Raw genomic sequence first — 24,083 nt, 5'->3', positions numbered from 1 at the left:
CTACATGATCCAATATTTTTAGCAGGAGATAATCTCAATTATTAACTTTTAAAACTTTCATACAATGAAAAACATTTTGGAATTAACTGGAGTTCAAAAACTATCCAAACAACAACAACGAAATATTAAAGGAGCTATGGCGAGCATATCGTGTTGTGGGCGTAACAAATGTCGAATTAGTTATGCTGGAGGAAGTTTTTGTGAACCCGGTAGATGTAACAGATGGGGACAATGTATTCTATATTAACAATACTTTAAATATTAAAGTAATGGATAAAAGGATGTGCTTAAAAAGCCATCCTTTTTTTATGGGTATGGTATGATCGATCAATCGATAGTAAACAGATATTAGATATATACAAACTCTTTTAGAGCATAATATTATAGAAATACTCTAGATTTGTAAATAAACATACATGAGAGAGAGATATAAGACATATCTTTTATTTAATTGTAGTATTTAATATTAGATAACGAAATATGGAATATCAAAAATTTCCTCGACACTATCAGAAATGCTATTATTACATAGTTTTTCTTCTTCTATTTAATTCAGCTTTTGGCCAAAACTTAAAGCAAGAAAAAATGGAGCAATTGAACTTTATGATTGGAGAATGGATCGGTACCACAAAAGTTTATGAAAATGGAGTCGTTTCGAGGCAAGGATCTGCACATCAAAAAATCACTTATGACCTAGACAAGAGTATTTTAGTCATTGAATTGAATACTGAGTTCCTACAACTTCATACCATAATTTATTATGATGAAAAAGATAAAAAATATTATTACTACCCTTTTTCTAAAAAAGGAGTAAATAGATATCCTGCAGAGTATAAAGATGGACAACTCATTGTACAAAGCAATGAAAAAAACAGATTTATTTTCAGTAAAACTCCAGAGGGAGGCTTTCGAGAATATGGAGAACAATTAATTAACGGGAAGTGGATAAAATATTTTGAGGACAATTTTAAAAATACGCAGTAAAAAAACACTAAGCACAACATGTGTATAATTCATTACGTCATAAATACCTTGTGTTTTTGTTATCTTTCGATCTTAATCGTAAAAATCTTACCGATTTTTCCATTATGAAATCATACACAAAATCGTTTCAGAACTAACTAAAAAATATATCTCGATTAGAAGAGTTAACCACAATTACGATAAATCTGATTATCCTCTTTAGGCTTATTTGTTAATAAACCTTTCCTTAAAATAGTGAGAATAATTACTCCCCAATGGTAGCGTAATATCTCCTATTTGTATTCTATTTGCGTCGATTTTGCTAACGTGTTTTAAATTTACCAGGTAGCTTTTATGAATTCGGCAAAATTCAAACAAGGATAATTCTTTATCAATTTTAGAGATCGTATTTCTAATAATTTTTATTTCTCCGTCGGTAAGGAATAGCTTTAAATAATTACCATAGGATTGAATATACAGCAAAGATTCATAAGTAATCTTATGAATAGTCTTTCCTTCTTTTATACAAAAATAGGTCGGATTAGTATTAGCAGTATTAGTTTCAAAATTTTGAGGAGTTTCTTTTTTCTCTAGCGCAATCACTTTTCTTGCCCGTTCTAAAGCTTTAACAAAACGAACAAATTTTATAGGCTTCAATAAATAATCTACTACTAAATCATAATTGTACGTTTCTATAGCGTAGTTAGAATAAGCCGTAACCATTATCACTTTTATATCCTCTTTTTGAAGAGTATCTAATAACTCAATTCCAGAGATTTCTGGCATTTGTATATCCAAAAGAATAATATCTACCGGCTGCTTATTAATTTCGTTAAGTGCTTCTAAACCATTATAGCAGTTTCCTACTATTTTTACATAATCTAGTTTATTACAATAACTTTCTAATAAATTATGAGCATAAGGCTCATCATCGATAATAAGTATATTATAGGTAGCATTCATAACTTAATAATTAAATAAACGCGATAAGTTTCATTCTTTTCTTCGATAATTAGTTGATATCTGTCTGGATAAATGAGTTGTAAACGCTTTATGGTATTTTTTTGTCCGATATTATTTTTAGAAACTTTTTGATTTTTAAACAGACTATTTTCTATAATCAACTCAAGTTTAAACTGGTCATAAGACAGCTTAATATCTATAAAACTAGGAAGTGAGGTATGTGTTCCGTGTTTAAATGCATTCTCAACAAAAGGCAAAAGAAGAAGCGGCGCTATAAAAGTTTTAATATCTATTGCAGGTCGCTTAAATTCTACAGAACAATTATCTCTTAACCTCATCTTTTCCAATTCTATAAAAGCTTCTATAAGTTGAATTTCTTTACGAACCGGAATTCTCTGAACAGTTGAAAATTCTAAATGATATCTAAGCAATTCAGCTAAGTTGATTAGCATTTCAGTACTTTTCTCTGAATCAACCTGGTTAACACCACAAATGTTATTGATAGTATTAAACAAAAAATGAGGGTTGAGCTGAGCTTTCAATACATGAATTTCCATTTTCAGTTTGTCTACCTGAAGTTTTTGGAGTTCTAATTGACTTATAATACCTCTCTTTGCTATTCGAGACACCACAACAATAAAAGAAATGATAAACATATTTTGGATCCATTGTCTAATATCTAATTCGGCTCCTTCACCATATAAATAAGTACCAAAATATGCAGCACAGTATCCTATAATTGCTGTAATTGTAATGGCAACAATACCAAAATAGATATACTGTTTTTTAGGAAAAAAATAATCTTGAAAAAAGAACAAAAGATACGTTAGAATAATAGAAGGAATAATAATGGTAACTGTATCCAGAATCTTTTCTGGTATGTCAGCATTTTCTGAAGACCAAAAAGCAAGAATTACTAGTATAGCAAGTACCCAAATTAAAGAGTGATAATACCATCGCCTTTTTAGTATTTTTTCTACCATTTTCATCAAGTGTAAAGGTAAGGATTACTTTAGTTGCACTTCTTTTTTTGTGACCAACACGATTCATCACATTTTTAATAAACCACATCACATATACACCTAAGCCTATCACAATTATTTTAATCTATCTTTTTTCGCATCTAATTTTGAAGTACGATAACTATTTTTCTCAATAAAAAAATTAAAAAATGTCACGTAAAAAAAAGTATATACTTCTTATTTTAAACCTGTTAATTAGTGTCACATTATTAGGACAAACACCATTTATACAACTATCTCAATCTGAAAAATTAGACGATTTCAACTATTTATATAACGAACTTCAGGCTTCTTACCCTTATTTTGGAATCAATAAAAGAGTGCATAATATCGATTGGCTTTCAAATAAAAGTAAGTATAGTAAACAAATAAAGGAGACAAAGAATAACAAAGAGTTTTTTAAAGTTCTTAATGGAGTTTTTAATGATTTAAACAACGGTCATACAGATGCTTACCCAACAATAATTTATAACTATTTTTATGATGCATATAAACAAGGAATGGCTCAAGATTCTATATATTCAGTTTATGTAAAAGAATTGGAAAAATCAGATGTTATTCGTTCAGCATATTGGAAAAAGATTAATCGTGAACTTTTCTTTCCAGAACGTAATAATAATGCTAATAAGAACAATGCTAACGAAACCAACATAGATACAGAAGCACCTCAAAATGTTGAAATCGATTTTATAGATTCATTATCAACCGCAATTATCCATGTAAAATCATTTAGCTATGATTATGTAGACAAAGATGCTGATACATTAAAGCATTTTTTTAACAAAGCATATCATTATAAAAACCTAATAATAGATATACAAGGTAATGATGGTGGTAGTACAGAATATTGGATGCAAAATATGGTTCCCCATTTAATTAATGATACCATTACCTACCCTATAGTCTATGGATTTAAGAATTGTGATAGGTTAAAAAAATTTAAGCCAAACTATTTTGAAGATACCATTGCATACGAAGAAATTGGATTACCTAATATGCCAAAAGAATTAAAAGATGGTAGTTATCTATTTAGAAGAGAACGTATAACAATAGACCCAGTTTCTGACAAAAGAAAATATTTGGGTAAAATTTATCTTTTGGTAGATGATAAAGTATTTTCTAGTTCAGAAGCTTTAGCATATTTTTGTAAGGCTACAAATTTTGCTACAGTTGCAGGAGAAAAAACAAGTGGAGATGGAGTTGGAACAGATCCATTACTATTAACGCTTCCTAATAGCGGTATTGTTATTAGATTTACCGGAGAAATGGGATTAAATCCTGATGGAAGCGCTAATGATGAAACCCAAACAGTTCCTGATGTAATCATAAAAGCTTTTAATGAGAAGGAAAGACGAAAAAAACTTCTTAATCATATTATGTATAAACAATAAAAACCAGCATACAATAATGATGAACAAAGGCTTGAGTATTATCGCATTTGGAAAAACGAAACAAAAATGCAAACCGAAATAAACGAAACAAGACGAGAATATATCAAACGAATTAGTTACGTATTGGATTTCATTGAAAAGAATCTTGATACAAACTTATCACTCGAACAGCTATCTAAAAAAGCTCATTACTCATCGTATCATTTCCATAGAGTTTTTTCAACAGTTATTGGTGAAAATCTTAATAAATATATTATTAGAAAACGAATCGAACGTATTGCGTCTATCCTACTTGTAGGCGCTAACAAACCTATAAAGGAACTTGCTTATAACTATGGTTTTAATAACGAAAGCTCATTTTCAAGAGCATTTAAAAAGTATTATGGAATTAGCCCTACCAGGTTTACAACCGAAGGAAAAAATATACTTAGCAAGATTGGTATAGAACCTTTTACAACCGAAAAATACATTTGTAGCATTGATAACATTAAAAAATGGATTGAAATGAATGCACAAATAACCGTAAAAGAACTACAAGAAATAAAACTTGCTGGCATAATGCACATTGGAGAGTTTGATAAAATTGGTAATATGTACCAAAGATTGATAGAATGGGGAAACAAAAAAGAAATGTTTTCTATCTCAGATTTTAGCGCTATTACCATTTATCATGATAATCCAAACGTTACCCAAACTTCTAAAGTAAGGTATAGTGCATGTGTAACAATTAATAGAGAATTTAAAGCCGAAGGAGAAATTAGACCTCTTGTAATCCAAAAAGGTAACTATGCTATTGGAAATTTTGAAATTGAAGCAAAAGATTTCCCAAAAGCATGGGAAAGTTTGTCTTTATGGGTACTAGATAACGATTATAGGTTTAGAGATGGGGATTATTTTGAAATGTACCTTAACGATCATAAAACGCATCCTGAACAAAAATTTATAGTAGATATATGTATTCCTATCGAAAAACATAGCAAAAATAACAAAACCCCAGACAAAGAGGGTCTTTCTAATCACAACAAGTTAGTCAAGCATGATCAGGTACAGTTAGATTATCATCAACTGATAGATTACATGAAAAAATTAAGAGCATTTTTTCATAAAGAATATGCAACGGTCTTTAAATTAGGGGCTATTTATCAAGGTAATCCAGATTTTTCCTATTTTTCTTTAACTACCGAGGAGTTAAAAAAACAAAAATTGAAATTTGTTATCATCTTTAATCATAAAATGATGTGTTTTACAATTTGTTTATCTGGTCAAAATAAAAGTATCCGAAAAAAGTATTGGGAGATGTTTAAAGGTAGTAGCTGGAATACCTATCATATAGCAGAATCAATTAATGACAGTCTTTTGATTATCGATCATAAAATAGTGGAAAAACCTAATTTTGACAATCTCAATACTTTAACAAAACAAATTGAAACTGAATCCTTAAAATTTATAAACGAAATCAGAGGGATTCTCGAAAGATAAAAACGACATGCCACAATACAGGTCTTTAGTCATAATCTAAAAATGGATTCTAAAATATCTAAAGTAACGATACATATGGTTTCTAGTCTTGATGGTTTTATTGCCAAAAAAGATGGAAGCATTTCGTGGATGCAATCAACCAACAACTACGAAAAAGGTATTCATCTAACCGATGAATACATTACAGATTTTCTTAAATCTATTGATTGTTATATTATGGGTTCGCGAACTTATGAACATGCTTTAGAACTAGGATGGCCATATGCAGATGTACCAGTCTTTGTATTAACTCATAAAGACCGTGAAAAAGAAAAGGAAAAGGTAGAATTTTACTCTGGTGATCTAAATAAACTCATTAACGAAAAGCTAAAACCAAATTTTAAGAATATCTGGATGGTAGGCGGTACAATGTTAACAAAAGAGTGTTTACGTTTAGGATTAGCAGATGAAATAAACATAACTATAATACCAATTATTCTAGGAGATGGATTATTATTCTTTGACTATATCGGAAAGGAGTTACTGTTACACCTAAAAGATGTAACAGCATTTAAAGACGGAATGGTTGAATTGTGTTATGAAATAAGAAAAGAATAAAAACTCTAGTTAATAATGGTTATAATTGATTGTATACAGAGAAGTAAAACGTAAATTAATCTATAATTCACCCTTAATTCTACTCTAAAAACACCTTTTGATTCTACACCAAAAACTATAGCTAAGTTGTTACAGGTAGTACGAAAAATCACTCTTGATGAGCAAGTGTTCTTAGGAAAATTCTCATTTTGACTAAAACATTCCTCATTTCTACTACTTTCAAAAAATAAGATCTAATGACTTTTGTACCTATAATTTAAAAATCAAAAAGATATGAGAGTTAATAAATTAAGAGATTTAAAGGTTTCAGAAATAGGTTATGGATGTATGTCTTTAAGTATGGGTTATGGAGCTACTCCAAGCAAAAAAGAAGCTATAAGCATTATCCAATCAGTTTATAACCAAGGATGTACTTTTTTTGATACTGCTGAAATATATGGGAATGGAGAAAACGAAAAATTGGTAGGAGAAGCCTTGAAAAATGTTCGAAACAAAGTGGTTATTGCTACTAAGTTCATGCTTCAAATACCTGGAGAAAACCTTACTCGAGACAAATTAATGATTATCATCAGGGAAAAACTAGAAGCCTCCTTAAAAAATCTTGGAATGGATTACATCGATTTATATTATCAACACAGGGTAAACAAAGACATTCCTGTTGAAGATGTTGCATGGTGTATGGGGAAATTTATTGAGGAAGGAAAAATACATGGTTGGGGACAATCTAATTCTACCGTTGAAGAAATACGAAATGCACATGCTGTAACACCAATAACTGCAATCCAAAGCGAATATTCTATGTTATCCAGACATTTTGAAGAAGATATTATACCAACTTGCAAAGAACTAGGTATAGGTTTTGTAGCTTATTCGCCATTGGCAAGTGGTTTTCTTTCAGGTAAAATAAATCTAGATACAGAATATGTAGGCTTCGATGCTAGAAGAGTTATTCCTCGTTTTGAAAAAGAAAACATTATTGCCAATCAACCGTTAATAGATTTACTGAGTAAATTTGCAGATAAGAAAAATGCAACGCCAGCCCAAATTTCTTTAGCTTGGATGTTACATAAAAATGATTTTGTTGTACCTATTCCTAGTTCAAGAAAAGAACAAAGAAACATAGAAAACTTTGGTGCAGTCGACATCATATTGACAGAAAATGAATTTACACAAATTGAAAATGAGCTTTCAAAGATCAAGATTCATGGAAAGAAAACAACAGATGAAGATATGTTTAAATTAGCAGCTTTAGTGTCGTAAAATCAGAAGATTAATAATTTTAGAAATGAAAAAAGAAGAAAAACTGCCTCTAAAATTCAATTCTATAACAGATTTTCATCGGGTGTTCGGGTTATCAAAACCTTTACACCCGATGATCAGTTTTATAGAAAACAAAGATTTTAAAATTCAACGGGATGGGCTGCCTAATTCGTTCATTCTTAATTTTTATAAAATTTCATATAAGACAAGTCTTTGTGGTAAAGTTAAGTATGGCCAAAGTAATTACGATTTTGGTGAAGGTGGGTTGATATGCACTGCACCTAATCAACTATTTGGAACACCTGATGAAACTATGTATTCTGGTTATACCTTAATGATTCACCCTGATTTTTTCAGGACGTACTCTTTAGCAAAGAATATCCATAATTTTGGTTACTTTTCGTATTCAATGAATGAGGCACTACATCTTTCTGAGAAAGAAAAGTCCACTATTTTTTCTGTATTCAAAAGTATTGATGAGGAATTGAAAAACAATATAGATGACTTTAGTCAGGATGTAATACTCTCACAAGTAGAGCTATTGTTAAACTACTGTAATCGTTTTTATAGGCGCCAGTTTATCACAAGAAAAGCAGTTAACAATGATATGCTACAAAAACTAGAGTTTTATTTAGAAGATTATTTTCAGAGTAAAAAAACAACCGAACAAGGTTTACCAACAGTTCAACTTATTGCTGAACACCTTAATATTTCTTCAGGTTATTTAAGCGATATGTTACGTTCCCTTACGGGACAAAATACACAACAGCATATACACAATAAACTTATAGAAAAAGCAAAGGAAAAACTAGCTATAACAGAGCTTTCTATTAATGAAATTGCTTACGAACTGGGTTACGAACATCCACAATCCTTCAGTAAATTTTTTAAAGCAAAGACGAGTTTGACGCCTTTGAAATTTAGACAATCCCTTAACTAACCAAGTAGTGCTAATCTGCAATTTATAGCTTATTACCTACTCTATCTCACTAATACCAACCATTACATACAATTAAACAAAGCCTATACAGTGAAATTGGCATATTTATTTTTTTTTAAACATAGTACCTTGTATACTACAATACTATATTATATATTTACTCCGTGTATTCATCAACACACTATAAAATTTATCAATCAAAAAATCAAAAAATGAAAAAACAAATGTTACTAATTGTAGTAATCACTACACTACTATTGTCTTGTTCACAAAACAAAAAGTCTATCCAATCAATACAGCAACAACCAAATACGTATCAAATAAAAGTAGATAGCATCTTTAAATCCTATCAAGAAAAAAGTGAATTTATGGGTAGTCTTGCATTAATTCATAACCAAAAAACAATCTATACAAACGTCATTGGTTTTGATGATATAGAAGTAAAAAAGAAGTCTGGTATACATACCAAATACCGTATTGGTTCTGTATCAAAAACGTTTACTGCAGTACTTGTTTTCAAAGCTATTGAAGAAAATAAACTAACATTAAGTCAAACCATCGAAAGTTACTTTCCGAATATAAAAAATGCAGATAAAATTACGATTGCTCACCTGCTACAACATAGAAGTGGTATCCACAATTTTACAAGAGATCCCGATTTTTTTACATATCACACCCAATATAAATCTTCTGCAGAAATGCTTGCTCTGATTTCAAATTATGATATTGATTTTGAACCAGATAGTACAGGTGAGTATAGTAATTCTAATTATTTTTTACTTTCTCAAATTCTCGAAAAAACCTACGATTCATCTTACGAAGATCTTTTGAAAGAGAAAATTTGCATACCACTTAAGCTTGAAAATACGTATACCGGAAAAAAAATAAACATAGCAGACAACGAGTGTTATTCATATAAGTACACTACTGAATGGATCAAATTACCAGAAACCGATATGTCTATTACTATAGGAGCTGGTTCTATTGTTTCTAACCCCAAAGAGGTAAACAGATTTATGGAAGCGTTATTTACTGGTAAATTGATATCAATTGAAAACCTAGAGTTGATGAAAACTATAAAAGATAATTTTGGAATGGGAATTATCCGATACAAAATAAATGACAGACAAGGCTTTGGTCATCGTGGAACTCTAGATGGGTACAAATCTACCGCAATTTATTTTCCAGATGAAAAACTAGGTATTACCATAACTTCTAATGCTTCCAAAGATAATATTAACGATCTCTTTACCGAAGTTTTGAAATTATACCTCAACGAACCTATTATAGAAATATCAGAATCAGAAATACAAAAATACGTGGGTATCTATAGCAATCCTGAGGAAAAATCCGACAAATACATCTTTTCGAATGATAAAAACATTTTGATTCATCATATAAAAGAATTTCGGGATACATTAAAATATAAAGGAAATCGCCGCTTTGTATTAGAACAGGTATACGCAGAATCTATGTCATTTACTTTTTCTCCTAATGGAAACGAATTAACCATAGAACAAGGTGATTACAAAGGTAATTTTGTAAAGGAATAACCACGTACAAAGTTGTTAACATGTCTGAAAAATATAAAAGGTCTGTATTGTTCAAACGAAGTTTATAAAAACATTCCCTTTTAAATATTTTACCGTATATGTACGTATATAATAAGGTACTTATACTAATGTAAGATTGATTTGGGGTTAGTATATTGGTTTGTACAATAACCAATATTAAAACCAAACTATGACACAAAGCATCAATTCATCAAACATTACCCCTATTACGATTTCTAATAATCTATTTATGTGCGGTACAGATCAGTGGGCACCTAAAGGGGTTTGTTATCAACCTACAGATTTTGTGGATCCAATTTCAGACAATAATCTAACTACAATTCAAGATTTATTAAAAACAACAACAACTTATGGGTTCACTAATATGAAAATAAATGCCATTCGCGTATATCAAGTCGATCCGACAAAAGATCACACAAAAGTAATGAATGCGCTGGCTGCTGCAGGAATTTATGTATTAGTAGGAGCTGTGGACCATACTACGGTACATGACGGCCCTACAATTTATAATGCCAGACTGAAGGCGGTTGCTGATGAATTCAGTAAATACCAGAATGTCCTGGGTTTTTCAATAGGAAACGAAACAATTGATCCCGGTACAAAAGGGCAAAATCCAGGCTATGATATTCCAAATAAAATTAGGGCCGGAGCCAAATACTTGAAAGCCTATATGGCAAAAAATTGCCCTCGTGTTGTTCCAGTTACCGCAGCGCTTCGTGATGATCCTGATTTCACTATACCAGCAGCTAAGGCATATATGTGTGGGGATTCTTCTGAACGTCTTGATTTCTTGGGCTATAATTGTGAGCGATGGGCAGGAGGAACACTTGCAGCAAAAGTTGGTGCTTACTATACCTTAACAAAAGCGTTTGAAGGCGCTAACCCAGTACCGATAACTTTTACCGAAATGGGTTCGAATCCCAGAGCTGTCTCTCCGAGAACTTGGGAACAAGTTGACTATTTGTATGGAGGTACGAAACTCACTCCGCAATCGGGATCAGGTTCGCCAATAAACATGGCAGATGTCGTTTCGGGTGGTTTTGCATTTAGATATTACGAGCGAAATGCGGGATGGGGAATGCTCACAACAAGTGGTGACGAAATTCCTGGTCATGGTGCAAATTCGATTATTACCGAATATTCTAAAATAAATTCTTTTAGTAGTACAGGAAATACGATGGGGACTGCTCCTTGTGATAAAAATAATCCATATGTAAAAGGATCTGCTATTCCATCATCAGGATTACCAACGGCTGTAAAAGTAACATTAACAAATTCTATTACAAATCCTGCTTCAGGAAGAAATATTAAATTTAATTATACGTCGAATTTGAATGCTGCTAATCCAACTTGGATAGAAGCGGTTGCGATTAAAGCCAATGGTCCAAAAACAACATTCACCTTTCCAAAAGGCACAAATGGGATTTCAATGATATATGAAGTTGATTCTAAATGGGATCAAGGCTGTCAATTAAAAGGACAAGCTTTACTTCAACTCGCAGATGGAGACACTATCGAAGGTAACTGGATGAGTCCGGATGGTAATGGAAATTGTGCAATTGGCTAAAGTTTAATACACCCTTCAAAAATACAGTAAAGGGTATTACTTACAAACATAAACACCATTAATGGTGTTTATGTTTTTCGAACTCTAAAAATGTATCCTTAATCATTTCCATGATTAATACCGTCTATTCTTCCCTTGGTATTTTTCATAACATCAATTTTAATTTCGGTTGTATCACGAAATATTTCAATAATCCTTTTGGAAACATAACTTTCATGAATGGATTTGTTGCCTCTCCAAACTATGCAATAACACAAGTTTATAGTATGTTTGTTATAGAGAAAAGATTTTAAAGATTAAAAGAGCTAACTGTTGCATCACTAATTGAATCGAAATCATCAAAGTAAGATATGAAATATACTCCCGAAGCCGGATTCCCATATTATTATGACCTTGTAAAGAATATGAATTATCAATCCCTCTTTGCTTCGTCATCAACAATTACATTCCTAAATTCTATCAGTGAAGAAAAGGCTATTTATCGCTATGCTCCTACTAAATGGAGTATTAAACAAATTATTGGACATATAACTGATCATGAAAGAATAAAAATATTTCGAGCATTTTTAATGAGCAGGAATGAATTAGTAGAACTATGGGGCTATGATCAAAATTTGTTAGTAAACAATAGTCGTTTTGAAGAATTAACCCTAAAACAATTAATAACCGACTTTGTTAATGTACGAGAGGCATCTGCTAGTTTTATTGAGACTTTGTCTGAAAATCAGTTACTAATAAAAGGGATGGCTCGACAATATGAAATTACTCTTGAAGACTTCTTAAAATCTATCATTGGTCATGAAAAACATCATATAAACATTATTAAAGAAAAGTATATTTAATAAAGACCGTAACAACACCTTTCTATAATGTGGAAAAGCAAAACATAAAAAACGAAAATATCTATTAAAAATAGCATTACGAGATCCTAGAATCGTAAAAATCTTGTAACCCGAAAGAAGCTGAATTATACATTGACTTTGAAATACCATCATATGCCAATAGACAACATACCAGAATTATATATTAATAACCCTAAGCTTAAACCAGATCTTTTTGTTTATGATTTTAAAATGACCGAAGATACAATTAAAACTAAGGTTAATTTGAATATGCACATGTTTAGCTTTTTACAAGTTGGAAAGAAGCAAGTACACTTTGCAGGAACATCAGTTACTGTAAATAAAGATCAATCGTTACTTCTTAAAAAAGGGAATTGGATTTGGACAGAATTATTAGACACAGATGCTATTTATTACTGTAAACTTTTATTTTTTTCCGAAAAAATCCTCGAGGATTTTTTAGAAAAACACATTCAACACCAACAAATAATAAAGGAAGAAGTGCCATATTTCGCAATTAGGAATGATGCATATATAACTTCATATTTAAACTCATTATCAACAATTAGTGATGCACCAACAGTTTTTATAGAAAACCTACTTTCTGTAAAGTTCGAAGAAATTATGCTGTATCTTATTCATAAATACGGAAAAAAGTTTGAGTTATATTTAAAATCATTAATAGTTAAGGAAACCTCTCCCTTTAAAAAAATTGTAGAAAGTAAAATACATTCTAATTTAAAACTAGAGGAAATTGCATTTTTATGTAATATGAGTTTATCTACTTTCAAACGTCATTTTATTAATGAATATAAAGTGTCCCCCGGAAAATGGTTACAAGACAAGCGGCTTCAAAAAGCAAAAGAAACATTAGAACAAGGTAAACTAACACCATCAGACATATACCTGGATTTTGGATATAATAATCTTTCAAACTTCAGCATAGCTTTCAAAAATAAATTTGGAGTTAGCCCCAAAGAGATTTCTAAATGATATTTTGTCTTTTTGGTTTCATTTTTATACTTGACCTTTTTTCATAAGTTATTGAACTGTTTTAGTAATTGAGTAAGACTATCTGCACTGTACATTTGTACTCAGATTATAACAAAAATTAAAACATAAAATAATGAATATTACATTAGCACAAGCTGAAAAAATTATTTCAGTAGCAAAAGAAAAATCTATAGCAATAGATACAAAAATGAATATTGCAATTGTAGATGCAGGAGCAAACTTAGTAGCATTTGGGCGTATGGATGGAGCTTGGTTAGGTTCTTTAGATATATCAATTAAAAAAGCGAAAACAGCTCGTTATTTTGACATGAATACGGGAATCATTGGAGAGTTATCTCAACCCGGAGGTGCTTTGTACAACATCGAACATTCTAATAATGGTCTAATTACTTTTCCTGGAGGTGTACCAATTAAAAATGCAGCAGGTGAAATTATTGGTGCTATTGGAGTAAGTGGTAGTTCTGTTGAGAATGACCATGCAGTTGCAGAAGCTGGAGCATCAGCAATCTAAAATTTAAAGTAGTATACTAAAAAGAGGAGAATTAGCATGCTAATTCTCCTCTCTTCTTTTTTAAAATAATATGAAACAATATATTGCCGAATTTATTGGCACATTTGCTTTAGTCTTTTGCGGTACGGGAGCAATAATTGTGAACCAACAAAGCAGTGGAAATTTAGGTTTAATAGGAATTGCTTTAGCTTTCGGAATAGTAATTAGCGCTATGATTTATATTTTCGGAAATATTTCTGGTGCACATATAAATCCATCTGTTACTATAGCATTAACAATAGGAAAGCTAACTACAAAAAAAGAAGCTTCACTTTATATTTCTGCTCAAATTCTTGGAGCAGTCTCAGCCAGTGGATTACTCAAATTTATGTTTCCAGAAAACTTAACATTAGGAACTACAATTCCTTCTGGAGAATTATCACAATCTTTCTTTTTAGAATCTGTATTGACTTTCTTTTTAATGCTTACAATTTTGGCAGTAACATCTAAAAAAGAGCTTTCTAATATAGCAGGGCTTATAATTGGGTTATTCGTTACTGGAATTATTCTATTTGCAGGACCAGTTTCTGGTGGTTCATTTAATCCAGCCAGAAGTTTTGCTCCAGCAATTGTATCAGGCAATTTCACAACACTTTGGATTTATATTACTGCCCCAACATTAGGAGCAATAGTCGCAATGCAAGCCTGGAAAACACTTAACAAAACGAAATAAAAACATATCTATAGGATACTTCGTTATACCCATATCCTATTGTAACTTGGTTAAGTTTAATTCTGAATACTATTCTCATACATTGATTTGATCGACAAAAGAAAGCTTATTATCAACATCTTATAAAAATTAATTACTAAATTAGGTGTTTAACCATGCAATTAATTATTACAAGTATGTTACTACACAAGTCGAAAAAATGAAGCCTATGATTAAAATTCATCATTTAAACTGTGTTCAAATAGAATCGCCAATGGGGCCTGCAATCGGACATTGTTTACTCCTTGAAGGAATAAACAGATTGGTGTTAATTGATTCTGGGATCGGATTATCAGAAACCAAAGACCCTGAAAAAAAACTTGGAAAGGAATTGATAGAGATCACGGGGTTTAAATTTGACGAAAAACGTACTGCCATAACACAAATACAAAAGTTAGGATTTCGTCCCGAAAAAGTTAAAGATTGCATCATTTCTCATCTTGATCCCGATCACATTGGGGGGCTTGCCGATTTTCCTGATATGAAAATTCATATTGCTAAAGAAGAGTACGAAAGTTTTAAAAGTGGAAACGAAAGGTATCTTCCCCAACAATTAGCGCATAATCCAGAAATAAAATTGTACGAAAAAAGTAATAGCAAATGGTTTGGACTTCCTGCTCGAAAAGTTGATTTAGATTTTGAAACTGAAATTTACTTAATTCCATTGTTCGGCCATACACTTGGACATTGTGGAGTAACATTTAAGAAAAATGAAAAATGGATTTTTTATGTGGGAGATGCGTATTACCTAAGAGATGAAATATCTGATTTGAATCATCCCGTAGATGAATTAGCAAGGATAAGAGCAGTCGATGATGAAATGAGAAAAGAAAGTCTTGAAAAAATAAGGGAAATAGTGAAAAAGCACGGAAATGAAATTGAATATTTTGGCTATCATGACCCTACAGAATTTCAGGAAACTAAGGAAAACTTAGCAGATAACGACGTCTATTATTAATAAACACCATAAAGAGCAACTATGAATCCAATACTTAAAAATATTCTAGCTGTTATTGCTGGATGGTTAGGAGGTAGTATCATCAATATAGCCCTCATCAAAATTGGTCATAAATTAATTCCTATAAAAGGGATTGATCCCAATGATATGGATGCTCTCGCAGCCGTTATGCCGTCTTTAGGATTCGAGTATTTTATTTTTCCTTTTTTGGCTCATGCTCTGGGTACTCTGGCTGGCGCAACGATTGCTGGTTTAATAGCCGCAAGTCACAAAATGAAATTCTCATTAGGTATTGGTGGATTGTTCTTATTAGGCGGAATCATGGTTAACTATATGCTACCCGGCCCTACCTGGTTTGCTGTTGCAGATATAGCTATCGCTTATATTCCTATGGCATGGATCGGTGGAAAAATAGCTATGAAGATATCAGAAAATAACATCTAAACCTCTCTGAATTCTCATAGAAAACATAAAATTTATTTCAGATCTTAAAAAGTATTTTCCAATTTGAAAACGTATAAAATTTTATATGGTTAACAAGAAATGAAATGCTAAAAACAACTAATTTAGCGTAAGCCTCCAAAGCTTACGCTTTTTTAATACATTTATAGTAAAAGACTTCAATTATCAAGATGTTACTGTATATATAACACCGTTGACAATTATGAAAAAAGCAATAATTATATCGACTCTTTTGTTTTTTGGGTTAGAACTGATTTCAGCACAGTCCAAAGAAACGGTCTTAGAGGATATAAGATCCGAGTATAAGACGATAAGAAACAATATAACTTCTTATGTAAAAAAATCCCCAGAAATTGAATTAAATACAACAGAAGGAGGGCTTGTAACTGCATATTTAGATAACAAAGATTTAAGGTTAATCGAAATCATTGAATTTGGAGAAACAGGAAAAAACATAACTCAATATTATTTTAAAAACAGAAAGTTATTTTTTGCATTTGACCAGCAATATCGCTACAATACACCTATTTACAATGAAGAATTTGATGCAAACAAAACTACTATAATTGAAGATCGATATTATTTTCACAAAGAGAAGCTATTTCTTTGGTTAGATACTGATAAAAATAAAGTCGATTTGACTTTACAAGCAAATAAGATGATTGGAAAAAAGTTTATTGATTACACAAAAAAATTAAAACACGAATTAAAAAAAGAGCAAAAACACTAACATAAAATTCGAATAAATGAATAGATATGTTGCTTTTCTACGAGGAATTAATGTAAGTGGTCATCACAAAGTTCCTATGGCCGACCTTCGTAAAGAAATGGAAAAACTGAATTTCGAAAAAGTGATTACAATTCTTAACTCGGGAAATATAATATTTGACTCAGCAAGAGATGATGTGAAGAGTCTTGAAAAAATAGTATCTGATCATTTTGAAAAAACCTTTGGTTTTCCTATCCCAACGATCATAAGAAAATCTGAAACGATCTATCATTTATTAGATAAAGATCCATTTAAGGACATACTACTAACAAAAGACATTCGATTGTATGTTTCATTTCTGCAGGAAGATGTTAAAACCGATTTACAGTTACCATGGGTAAATGATAATAATGCTTTCAAAATTATCGGTAAAATCGACAAAACTATAATAAGTGTCTTAGATCTTTCGATAACCAAGACACCAAAAGGAATGGAAGCTCTGGAACGATATTTTGGTAAGCAAATCACAACTCGTAACTGGAATACCATCAAACGAATAGAAAAGAAGCTTGAAATTAACTCTTAAGTCACGAATAAAGAGTAATATTAATTATCTTGTTACAATTTAAAACTAAATTGATATGAAATGAGCCATAACAATTGAGTAGATACCAATCTAGATGTTCAATGGTGTAATTCTATCTGACATTTAAAAGACAATAAAAAAGAACAGATGAAACATAAAGGTTATATTGAGATTGATCAATCTTTACATAAAGTGGCTGAGCTTTTTGCAAATCCAGATAATCTTAAAGAATATCAGGATGGATTTATTAAAAAAGAATTGATCAGTGGAGAAAAAGGAAAAGTTGGTGCTGTTTCTAAAATGTATTACAAACACGGAAAACATGATATGGAATTGACTGAAACAATAACCAAAAATGAACTTCCGCATTCATTTGAAGCCAGTTATCATCATAAACATATGGACAATACCATGAAATGTAATTTTATTGCCTTAGGCGATAAAAAAACAAAATATGAATTCGAATATGAATACACTCGTATAAACTGGGTTATGCCAAAATTGATGGCTATTTTATTTCCTAGTATGTATCGAAAACCCGCAGAAAAATGGCTTAGACAATTTAAAGAGTTTGCCGAACGACAATAATCACTGTACTTTTCTTTTTTATATTGCTCTTATGCTAATAATTCGAAAGATTGTTTGGCAATCTCTAATTCTTCATTAGTAGGAATAACTAATATTTTTACCTCTGAAGAGGGTAAACTTATATCCCTTATTTCTTTAGATCGAATATTGTTTTTTTCTTCATCTAATCGAATGCCAAAAAACTCTTGATCTTTACACACCAAATTTCTAATCAAAGTAGAATTCTCTCCTATTCCGGCAGTAAATACAATAGCATCCAAGCCGTTCATAACCGAAGCATATGCTCCTATAAATTTTTTGATACGATATGTATTCATTTGCAGCGCTAACTGGCAATCTTTATTGCCGTTTTCTGCTTCAGATTCAATATCCCGCAAATCGCTATATCCTGTTAACCCCAACATTCCACTTTCTTTTTGTAAAAGATCATTTACTTCTTTTAATGAATATCCCAGAGAATTAACCATATAAAAGATGACTGCAGGATCAATATCTCCAGATCGGGTTCCCATGATCAATCCATTCATCGGAGCAAATCCCAAAGTATGATCTATACTTTTACCATCCTTAACAGCAGTCATGCTACATCCATTTCCTAAATGAATTGTAACAATTTTAGATTTCTCTTTCCCTAAAAGTTCTATCGCTTTTTCTGAAACATATTTATGACTGGTACCATGAAAACCATATACTCTAATATTATGCTCATCTAAAAATTTATTCGGAATAGCATATTTATAAGCTTCTACAGGAATAGTTTGATGAAAAGCTGTATCAAACACGGCTACTTGTTGTGCGTTAGAAAAAATCTCTTCGGCAACCAAAATTCCTTCCAGGTTTGCAGGGTTATGTAATGGTGCCAATGCAGAAAGTTTCTTGATTTTTTGTTTTACTTCTTCGGTTATTTCAACTGTTTCGGCAAAAGTGCTTCCCCCATGAACTACTCTATGACCAACAGTATGAATTTCTGTTGCAGATCGGATCACTCCTACTTTATCATCCATCAAATAGCTGGCTATTAATTGTAGTCCATCTTTGTGAGTATTAACAGTCACAGTTTTTTCAATGTTATGTATCTCGGATGTATAAGAAATTTTAGCATTTTCTATACCAATACGCTCTACTAGCCCAGAACAAACTACTTTTGCATCGGGCATAGTAAATAGTTGAAATTTTATAGACGAACTTCCAGAATTTAGTACAAGTACTTGCATATTTTTTAATAATTAAGAGTATTAAAAATCAGATATTTCTTTACTCTGTTTATAATCCCTGAGCCTGAATTGCTGTTATAATTACTGTATTATACACATCATCAACAGTACACCCCCTGCTTAGATCATTAACGGGTTTATTCAATCCTTGTAACATAGGACCAATGGCTAATGCTCCTGTTTCTCGTTGAATAGCTTTGTAAGTGTTATTTCCTGTATTTAAATCTGGAAATATCAAAACACTGGCCTGGCCAGCTACTTCAGAATTTGGTAACTTACTTTGTCCCACTTCCAAATCTACTGCTGCATCATATTGTATAGGTCCTTCTATTTTTAGATCAGGGTGTTTTTCTTTTACAATGGCAGTTGCTTCTCTAACTATTTCTACATCTTCTCCTTTACCAGAGGTTCCCGAAGAATATGATAACATAGCTACTTTGGGTTCGATCCCAAAAGCTGCTGCCGATTCTGAAGAAGAAATTGCTATTTCTGCCAATTGTTCTGCATTAGGATTAGGGTTAATTGCACAATCACCAAAGACTGATACCCGATCTGCTAAGCACATAAAGAATACAGAAGAAACAACTTTTACTCCTGGTTTGGTCTTTATAAATTGTAACGCTGGCCTAATCGTATGTTGTGTTGTGTGCACTGCTCCCGACACCATTCCGTCTGCATGACCTTTGTATATCATCATCGTACCAAAATAGGATACATCTGCCATCATATCTTTGGCCATATCCAGATTTACATTTTTGTGCTTTCTTAGCTCATAAAATGTTTGTACATACTCATCATAATAAGGAGATTCTGTAGGGAAGACAATCTGTATTTTATCAAAATCTATCGGAATATCCAGTTTTGTAGCCTTGCTCTTTATTTTCTTTTCATTTCCGATTAAGGTAATATCCACAACTCCAGATGCCAATAATCTAGAAGTAGCTCTTAAAATTCTTTCATCAGATCCTTCTGGAAGAACAATATGTTTTTTATGTTTTAGAGCGCGTCTTAATAAATTATATTGAAACATTCGAGGGGTTAACCCTTCTGATTTAAATGTAATTAGTTTATCGGCTAATTGATCTTCATTAACATATTTTTCGAATATGCTAATAGATGTATTTATCTTTTGCAGATTATCTAGATAGATTTTAGATTTAATTGCTCCTATTTTATTAGTAATAGAAAATGTACCGCTAGGTACCGATATAATAGGGAAAGATAAAGAAACTCCTTCTATTAATTTAAGTATTGGTGGTTCAGGAATAATTCCTCCGGTAAGTATAATCCCCGAAATCTTAGGATAATTATCAGAAATATTTGCCTGTAATACCCCCAAAATGATATCTGCACGATCTCCAGGAGTAATGACAAGACTGTTATCCTTAAGATGTGTAAGGTAGTTACGTAATTGCATTGCTCCTACTCCAAAACTACCTGCTTGATTATTAAGGTATTCTTTACCAAACAACACATTACCCTCTAATTCGTTTACAATCTCTTTAATAGTAGGATTAATCAAAGAATTGATCTTTGGGATAATAATACGATCGACATTATTACCAAAATCTTTTTCAAAATTACTTTCTAATTGTTTTTCGCAACCTTGAGTAACTTTATTGGCTACCGTAGCCAAAACTTCAACATCTTTACTATTAAAAGTATCGTATGCTAGTTTTAGATTACTAACAATTTCATCATTTTGCTTATCAATTCCACTTGCTACTATAACTGCCGGGATACCCAAATTTTTGGCAATAATAACATTAATATCAAATTCAATGATATTACCTTCATCAGAAAAATCAGTACCTTCTACTAATATAAAATCAAATCTTTCTTCAAGGTTTTTGTATTTCCTGATGATCTCATCTATAATTTCTCCTGATTTACCCTGGTTGTATTTTTGAAGTACCTCACTTCTTGTATAGGCATAGGCATTTTTGAAGTTAATATCTAATTCGAAATGCGATATTACAGTATTAATATGGTTATCAACTTCTCCTTCTTTAGGATCATCGATAATTGGTCTAAAATACCCTACTCTGGCTACTTTACCCAGAAGCATACGCATCATACCCAAAACAACAATAGATTTACCACTATTAGGTTCTATAGTAGCAATATAAACGGCTTTACTCATGTTTAAGAATTTGGTAGTGCAAAGATACGTTAATACCGTAATTTAACATAAGATCATTGTATAATAAAACTTCTTTCTATCATAGTCATATAATATTAACAATTCGATTTTCATTTCAACAAAAAAGGTTTAGAATTACACTAAACCTTTTATTATATCCTATAACTTTTTGACATCTTAATTCATGCCTTTTCTACTTTTAAAGCCTTTGTACAATACATGCTATAACATATACTACAATTAATTTAATCAATACAATCATTATACATATTACAATTTAAAAGATAAACCAGCTTGAAACACCGAGTTTTTAAGCGATGTACTATTTTCTTTAGTAATATCTGCAAATCCAAGGTTATATCTAATTCCGATTTCTAAATTATCAGTTAACGAATATCCTATACCCAAAGCTACTCCGTAATCGATTTTCTTAAAGTTACTTTTAACAAAACCAGTTCCTTTGCCTCCTAATAAATATCCTACTTGAGGTCCTGCCTCGAGGCTTAACTTATTAATAGGATAGAATTTTATTATTGCCGGTAATACATTGATATAGTTTAATTTTATTTTTCCGGAACTATTTTTTGATTTAGCTCCTTGAGCAGAATACAGTATTTCGGACCGAATTGCTAATTTTTCGGATAGTCTATATTGAGAAAAGACTCCTCCCATTATCCCTATTTTAAATTTAGAAGATGTATTTCTAAACTCGGTTAGGTTAGCCCCTGCTTTAATCCCAAACTCTATTCCTTTTTGTTTTTCCTGTGCATTTATAGTCATTACCCCTAATAACACTGCACATAACATTAATTTAATTGTTTTCTTCATTTTGATTTATTTGTTTTTAATTGAATACATTATTGTTCTGAAAGCGATTTTCAGATTAAAAATTAATCCCTAATTCGAGCTCAAACCCAAAGTTTTTGGTATACACCTTAGAAGTTTGTATTTGTTGAAAAACACCTGCTCCAATGACAATACCATACTCTTTCCAGGGGATAATTTTCACTCCTTGTTTAGCGCCTATTCCTATAAGGAAATTATGCTGTTTTTTGCCTTCTATCTTTTTGGTGATTTCAAGTCCTAAAGGCACTTCTATGCCTATATTGGCATACACTCCTGGTATTATTTTTAGATACCCATCAAAACCGCCCCCTACGCTAAAGGCATCAACAGATGTGTAATTTTTGTTGAGTAATGAGCTTCGTTTTATACTATATCTATCATAGGATATTACAAAAGGCATGATGAAGTCTTTATCACTATCGGCAAAACCTATATAACTCATTTTCCACCCTTCTTTATGTTTGCTGTATACTTTCCTAAATGTCACCATATCAAACCATTTCCCTAATCGTTTTTTATGCTTCATTTCTGATTTCTCATAAAAAACATCTTCTGCACTGGTTTGTAGATCTCCTGATATGAATTCTGGTTTGTTTCTTTTTTTATAGGTATTGATAAAGCTTAAGGTACAATACTCTAATGCCGCTCTGATTCTCTGTTCATAGGTTTCGAATATTTTTGATTTATCAGAGATAGAAAAAGTTTCATCTTCATAATGCTGTACATCAAAAAGTTTTTGCAGTTTATCATTTTCTTTTTCATAAAAAATCAAGTTAATATACACCCTCGTTTTTATACTGCTTATACTACTTTGTGATTGTTGAATTTCTAAATTCTTTACTTTTATAACTATTGGTTTTGTGTCTTTGGTTTGCGAAAAAGAAGTTTTCATAAAATCCAGAATAGCCGTTGGTGCATCTGGATATAATTGAAAAATGACTTTTTCTCCATTTTCTTTAGTTCCTAATCCTAAGTTTTTCTCTTTTCTAATATCGATAACCTGTGCTATAGATATCGATAAATTTTCTGTATGAAAAGGAATGGTTTTTAAGCTTATATTTTCCTGAGATAATACTATAGAAGACAGGAAAAACATTGATACGTGCCAGATATACTTCATTATAAATCTGATTTTACAAATTAGACTTATAATGAACCTCGACCGCTCTAATTTCCTCAATATCAAAATATAACACTAGCTCTTTGGGTGTTAAAGTGGCAATGTATGCTTTCACTGTTTCTCTTTTGTCATCAGTCATCATTATATAACCTCCATTAGTATTTAACATCCAAACACCACTCTCCTTTTTCCCTTCAGATATGGAGACGAAGGTCATATCCTTTTTAAAAAGGATATAATCATTTCTTTCTTTTTTAGATGGTGGATATTTCTTAACTCCGATCTTATAAGTATCCAAATCCCATTTCTTTAGGAGAGCATTTTTATTCAGGGTTTGTGCACCGATACTATAAAGCGAAAAAGTAAATAGTATTGTCGTTAGAATTGTTATGTTTATTTTGCTGTTCATATCTTACTTTTAAAATTTTAGTCAAAACTAGTAAGCATGAATAGTATGTCGTTTGTCCTGTTAAGACAAAAAAATATGACTTATATATGATCTTAAAATTCTTATTTTACTGTAGTAATAACCTATCTAATTGTCCTAAAAAGACAACTCAAAAATTACTATATCGTAGTACCT

At 31.3% G+C, this 24,083-nt stretch carries 25 protein-coding genes; 18 read left to right on the top strand and 7 right to left on the bottom strand.

What is annotated here, in order from left to right:
• Positions 1–64 precede the first annotated feature (64 nt).
• On the top strand, positions 65–247 hold the full coding sequence (locus Z053_RS31175; protein ID WP_152538385.1) for a hypothetical protein: 183 nt from the start codon (positions 65–67) through the stop codon (positions 245–247).
• 338 nt (positions 248–585) lie between these two features.
• The gene (locus tag Z053_RS29245) at positions 586–984 is read left to right on the top strand and encodes a hypothetical protein (RefSeq protein ID WP_152538384.1); all 399 of its coding nucleotides are present in this window, start codon (positions 586–588) and stop codon (positions 982–984) included.
• A gap of 204 nt (positions 985–1,188) precedes the next feature.
• Here Z053_RS29245 and Z053_RS0123920 read toward each other — a convergent pair whose 3' ends face one another.
• Positions 1,189–1,926, bottom strand: a complete 738-nt coding sequence (locus Z053_RS0123920) for a LytR/AlgR family response regulator transcription factor (RefSeq protein ID WP_025667497.1) — start codon at positions 1,924–1,926, stop codon at positions 1,189–1,191.
• Entirely contained in the window at positions 1,923–2,909 is a 987-nt protein-coding gene (locus tag Z053_RS0123915; protein WP_160170142.1) for a sensor histidine kinase, read from the bottom strand. The genes Z053_RS0123920 and Z053_RS0123915 overlap by 4 nt, the downstream gene beginning before the upstream one ends.
• Before the next feature lie 188 nt (positions 2,910–3,097).
• Between Z053_RS0123915 and Z053_RS0123910 the strand changes: the two genes are divergently transcribed.
• The 16 genes from Z053_RS0123910 to Z053_RS30485 all read left to right on the top strand — a co-directional run bounded on the left by Z053_RS0123910 (position 3,098) and on the right by Z053_RS30485 (position 18,177).
• Complete coding sequence (locus tag Z053_RS0123910) at positions 3,098–4,339, top strand: S41 family peptidase (protein WP_025667495.1); 1,242 nt, start codon at positions 3,098–3,100, stop codon at positions 4,337–4,339.
• 66 nt (positions 4,340–4,405) lie between these two features.
• The gene (locus tag Z053_RS30490; RefSeq protein ID WP_025667494.1) at positions 4,406–5,818 is read left to right on the top strand and encodes an AraC family transcriptional regulator; all 1,413 of its coding nucleotides are present in this window, start codon (positions 4,406–4,408) and stop codon (positions 5,816–5,818) included.
• A 42-nt stretch (positions 5,819–5,860) separates the two neighbouring features.
• Positions 5,861–6,415, top strand: a complete 555-nt coding sequence (locus tag Z053_RS0123900; protein ID WP_025667493.1) for a dihydrofolate reductase family protein — start codon at positions 5,861–5,863, stop codon at positions 6,413–6,415.
• Between the two features lie 273 nt (positions 6,416–6,688).
• On the top strand, positions 6,689–7,675 hold the full coding sequence (locus Z053_RS0123895) for an aldo/keto reductase (RefSeq protein ID WP_025667492.1): 987 nt from the start codon (positions 6,689–6,691) through the stop codon (positions 7,673–7,675).
• A 25-nt stretch (positions 7,676–7,700) separates the two neighbouring features.
• Positions 7,701–8,615 (top strand): helix-turn-helix domain-containing protein, encoded by a 915-nt coding sequence (locus Z053_RS0123890; protein ID WP_025667491.1) that lies wholly within the window; start codon positions 7,701–7,703, stop codon positions 8,613–8,615.
• 212 nt (positions 8,616–8,827) lie between these two features.
• Positions 8,828–10,168, top strand: a complete 1,341-nt coding sequence (locus Z053_RS0123885; RefSeq protein ID WP_051476135.1) for a serine hydrolase domain-containing protein — start codon at positions 8,828–8,830, stop codon at positions 10,166–10,168.
• Between the two features lie 190 nt (positions 10,169–10,358).
• Positions 10,359–11,756, top strand: coding sequence for a glycoside hydrolase family protein (locus Z053_RS0123880; RefSeq protein WP_025667489.1), 1,398 nt, complete (start codon positions 10,359–10,361; stop codon positions 11,754–11,756).
• A gap of 350 nt (positions 11,757–12,106) precedes the next feature.
• Positions 12,107–12,598 carry a DinB family protein gene (locus Z053_RS0123875; RefSeq protein ID WP_025667488.1) on the top strand — a complete coding sequence of 164 codons (492 nt, stop codon included), beginning with the start codon at positions 12,107–12,109 and terminating at the stop codon, positions 12,596–12,598.
• A gap of 153 nt (positions 12,599–12,751) precedes the next feature.
• On the top strand, positions 12,752–13,591 hold the full coding sequence (locus tag Z053_RS0123870; RefSeq protein WP_025667487.1) for a helix-turn-helix domain-containing protein: 840 nt from the start codon (positions 12,752–12,754) through the stop codon (positions 13,589–13,591).
• Between the two features lie 133 nt (positions 13,592–13,724).
• Positions 13,725–14,123 carry a GlcG/HbpS family heme-binding protein gene (locus Z053_RS0123865; protein WP_025667486.1) on the top strand — a complete coding sequence of 133 codons (399 nt, stop codon included), beginning with the start codon at positions 13,725–13,727 and terminating at the stop codon, positions 14,121–14,123.
• 70 nt (positions 14,124–14,193) lie between these two features.
• A complete protein-coding gene (locus Z053_RS0123860; RefSeq protein ID WP_025667485.1) occupies positions 14,194–14,835 on the top strand; it encodes an MIP/aquaporin family protein in 642 nt (213 codons plus the stop codon).
• A gap of 208 nt (positions 14,836–15,043) precedes the next feature.
• On the top strand, positions 15,044–15,832 hold the full coding sequence (locus Z053_RS0123855; RefSeq protein ID WP_025667484.1) for an MBL fold metallo-hydrolase: 789 nt from the start codon (positions 15,044–15,046) through the stop codon (positions 15,830–15,832).
• 21 nt (positions 15,833–15,853) lie between these two features.
• Positions 15,854–16,276 (top strand): hypothetical protein, encoded by a 423-nt coding sequence (locus Z053_RS0123850; protein ID WP_025667483.1) that lies wholly within the window; start codon positions 15,854–15,856, stop codon positions 16,274–16,276.
• A 220-nt stretch (positions 16,277–16,496) separates the two neighbouring features.
• On the top strand, positions 16,497–17,024 hold the full coding sequence (locus tag Z053_RS0123845) for a hypothetical protein (RefSeq protein ID WP_025667482.1): 528 nt from the start codon (positions 16,497–16,499) through the stop codon (positions 17,022–17,024).
• Between the two features lie 16 nt (positions 17,025–17,040).
• A complete protein-coding gene (locus Z053_RS0123840) occupies positions 17,041–17,589 on the top strand; it encodes a DUF1697 domain-containing protein (protein WP_025667481.1) in 549 nt (182 codons plus the stop codon).
• A 147-nt stretch (positions 17,590–17,736) separates the two neighbouring features.
• The gene (locus tag Z053_RS30485; protein WP_025667480.1) at positions 17,737–18,177 is read left to right on the top strand and encodes an SRPBCC family protein; all 441 of its coding nucleotides are present in this window, start codon (positions 17,737–17,739) and stop codon (positions 18,175–18,177) included.
• A gap of 29 nt (positions 18,178–18,206) precedes the next feature.
• Here the strand turns inward: Z053_RS30485 and Z053_RS0123830 are convergent, their stop codons facing one another.
• The 5 genes from Z053_RS0123830 to Z053_RS0123810 form a co-directional block, all read right to left on the bottom strand.
• Complete coding sequence (locus Z053_RS0123830; RefSeq protein WP_025667479.1) at positions 18,207–19,391, bottom strand: acetate/propionate family kinase; 1,185 nt, start codon at positions 19,389–19,391, stop codon at positions 18,207–18,209.
• A 49-nt stretch (positions 19,392–19,440) separates the two neighbouring features.
• Positions 19,441–21,534, bottom strand: coding sequence for a phosphate acetyltransferase (gene pta, locus Z053_RS0123825; protein WP_025667478.1), 2,094 nt, complete (start codon positions 21,532–21,534; stop codon positions 19,441–19,443).
• Between the two features lie 270 nt (positions 21,535–21,804).
• On the bottom strand, positions 21,805–22,362 hold the full coding sequence (locus tag Z053_RS0123820; RefSeq protein ID WP_025667477.1) for a porin family protein: 558 nt from the start codon (positions 22,360–22,362) through the stop codon (positions 21,805–21,807).
• Between the two features lie 55 nt (positions 22,363–22,417).
• Positions 22,418–23,500: a hypothetical protein gene (locus Z053_RS0123815; protein WP_025667476.1), complete on the bottom strand. Its 1,083-nt coding sequence runs from the start codon at positions 23,498–23,500 to the stop codon at positions 22,418–22,420.
• A gap of 13 nt (positions 23,501–23,513) precedes the next feature.
• Positions 23,514–23,909: a lipocalin family protein gene (locus Z053_RS0123810; protein WP_025667475.1), complete on the bottom strand. Its 396-nt coding sequence runs from the start codon at positions 23,907–23,909 to the stop codon at positions 23,514–23,516.
• Positions 23,910–24,083: the final 174 nt, after the last annotated feature.

Origin of the sequence: Aquimarina megaterium XH134 (genome assembly GCF_000520975.1) — a bacterium.
Classification (GTDB): Bacteria; Bacteroidota; Bacteroidia; order Flavobacteriales; family Flavobacteriaceae; genus Aquimarina; species Aquimarina megaterium.
This window is presented reverse-complemented; position numbering and strand designations above follow the sequence as displayed.

Excerpts from the sequence above, each read along its gene's own strand:
- Z053_RS0123810 (WP_025667475.1), bottom strand. The coding sequence starts at position 23,909 with ATGAACAGCAAAATAAACATAACAATTCTAACGACAATACTATTTACT.
- Z053_RS0123900 (WP_025667493.1), top strand. The coding sequence starts at position 5,861 with ATGGATTCTAAAATATCTAAAGTAACGATACATATGGTTTCTAGTCTT.
- Z053_RS0123820 (WP_025667477.1), bottom strand. The coding sequence starts at position 22,362 with ATGAAGAAAACAATTAAATTAATGTTATGTGCAGTGTTATTAGGGGTA.
- Z053_RS0123850 (WP_025667483.1), top strand. The coding sequence starts at position 15,854 with ATGAATCCAATACTTAAAAATATTCTAGCTGTTATTGCTGGATGGTTA.
- Z053_RS0123865 (WP_025667486.1), top strand. The coding sequence starts at position 13,725 with ATGAATATTACATTAGCACAAGCTGAAAAAATTATTTCAGTAGCAAAA.
- Z053_RS0123880 (WP_025667489.1), top strand. The coding sequence starts at position 10,359 with ATGACACAAAGCATCAATTCATCAAACATTACCCCTATTACGATTTCT.
- Z053_RS0123890 (WP_025667491.1), top strand. The coding sequence starts at position 7,701 with ATGAAAAAAGAAGAAAAACTGCCTCTAAAATTCAATTCTATAACAGAT.
- Z053_RS0123885 (WP_051476135.1), top strand. The coding sequence starts at position 8,828 with ATGAAAAAACAAATGTTACTAATTGTAGTAATCACTACACTACTATTG.
- Z053_RS0123875 (WP_025667488.1), top strand. The coding sequence starts at position 12,107 with ATGAAATATACTCCCGAAGCCGGATTCCCATATTATTATGACCTTGTA.
- Z053_RS31175 (WP_152538385.1), top strand. The coding sequence starts at position 65 with ATGAAAAACATTTTGGAATTAACTGGAGTTCAAAAACTATCCAAACAA.
- Z053_RS0123910 (WP_025667495.1), top strand. The coding sequence starts at position 3,098 with ATGTCACGTAAAAAAAAGTATATACTTCTTATTTTAAACCTGTTAATT.
- pta (WP_025667478.1), bottom strand. The coding sequence starts at position 21,534 with ATGAGTAAAGCCGTTTATATTGCTACTATAGAACCTAATAGTGGTAAA.
- Z053_RS0123815 (WP_025667476.1), bottom strand. The coding sequence starts at position 23,500 with ATGAAGTATATCTGGCACGTATCAATGTTTTTCCTGTCTTCTATAGTA.
- Z053_RS0123860 (WP_025667485.1), top strand. The coding sequence starts at position 14,194 with ATGAAACAATATATTGCCGAATTTATTGGCACATTTGCTTTAGTCTTT.
- Z053_RS0123895 (WP_025667492.1), top strand. The coding sequence starts at position 6,689 with ATGAGAGTTAATAAATTAAGAGATTTAAAGGTTTCAGAAATAGGTTAT.
- Z053_RS0123830 (WP_025667479.1), bottom strand. The coding sequence starts at position 19,391 with ATGCAAGTACTTGTACTAAATTCTGGAAGTTCGTCTATAAAATTTCAA.
- Z053_RS0123920 (WP_025667497.1), bottom strand. The coding sequence starts at position 1,926 with ATGAATGCTACCTATAATATACTTATTATCGATGATGAGCCTTATGCT.
- Z053_RS29245 (WP_152538384.1), top strand. The coding sequence starts at position 586 with ATGGAGCAATTGAACTTTATGATTGGAGAATGGATCGGTACCACAAAA.
- Z053_RS0123845 (WP_025667482.1), top strand. The coding sequence starts at position 16,497 with ATGAAAAAAGCAATAATTATATCGACTCTTTTGTTTTTTGGGTTAGAA.
- Z053_RS0123915 (WP_160170142.1), bottom strand. The coding sequence starts at position 2,909 with ATGGTAGAAAAAATACTAAAAAGGCGATGGTATTATCACTCTTTAATT.
- Z053_RS30490 (WP_025667494.1), top strand. The coding sequence starts at position 4,406 with ATGCAAACCGAAATAAACGAAACAAGACGAGAATATATCAAACGAATT.
- Z053_RS30485 (WP_025667480.1), top strand. The coding sequence starts at position 17,737 with ATGAAACATAAAGGTTATATTGAGATTGATCAATCTTTACATAAAGTG.
- Z053_RS0123855 (WP_025667484.1), top strand. The coding sequence starts at position 15,044 with ATGATTAAAATTCATCATTTAAACTGTGTTCAAATAGAATCGCCAATG.
- Z053_RS0123840 (WP_025667481.1), top strand. The coding sequence starts at position 17,041 with ATGAATAGATATGTTGCTTTTCTACGAGGAATTAATGTAAGTGGTCAT.
- Z053_RS0123870 (WP_025667487.1), top strand. The coding sequence starts at position 12,752 with ATGCCAATAGACAACATACCAGAATTATATATTAATAACCCTAAGCTT.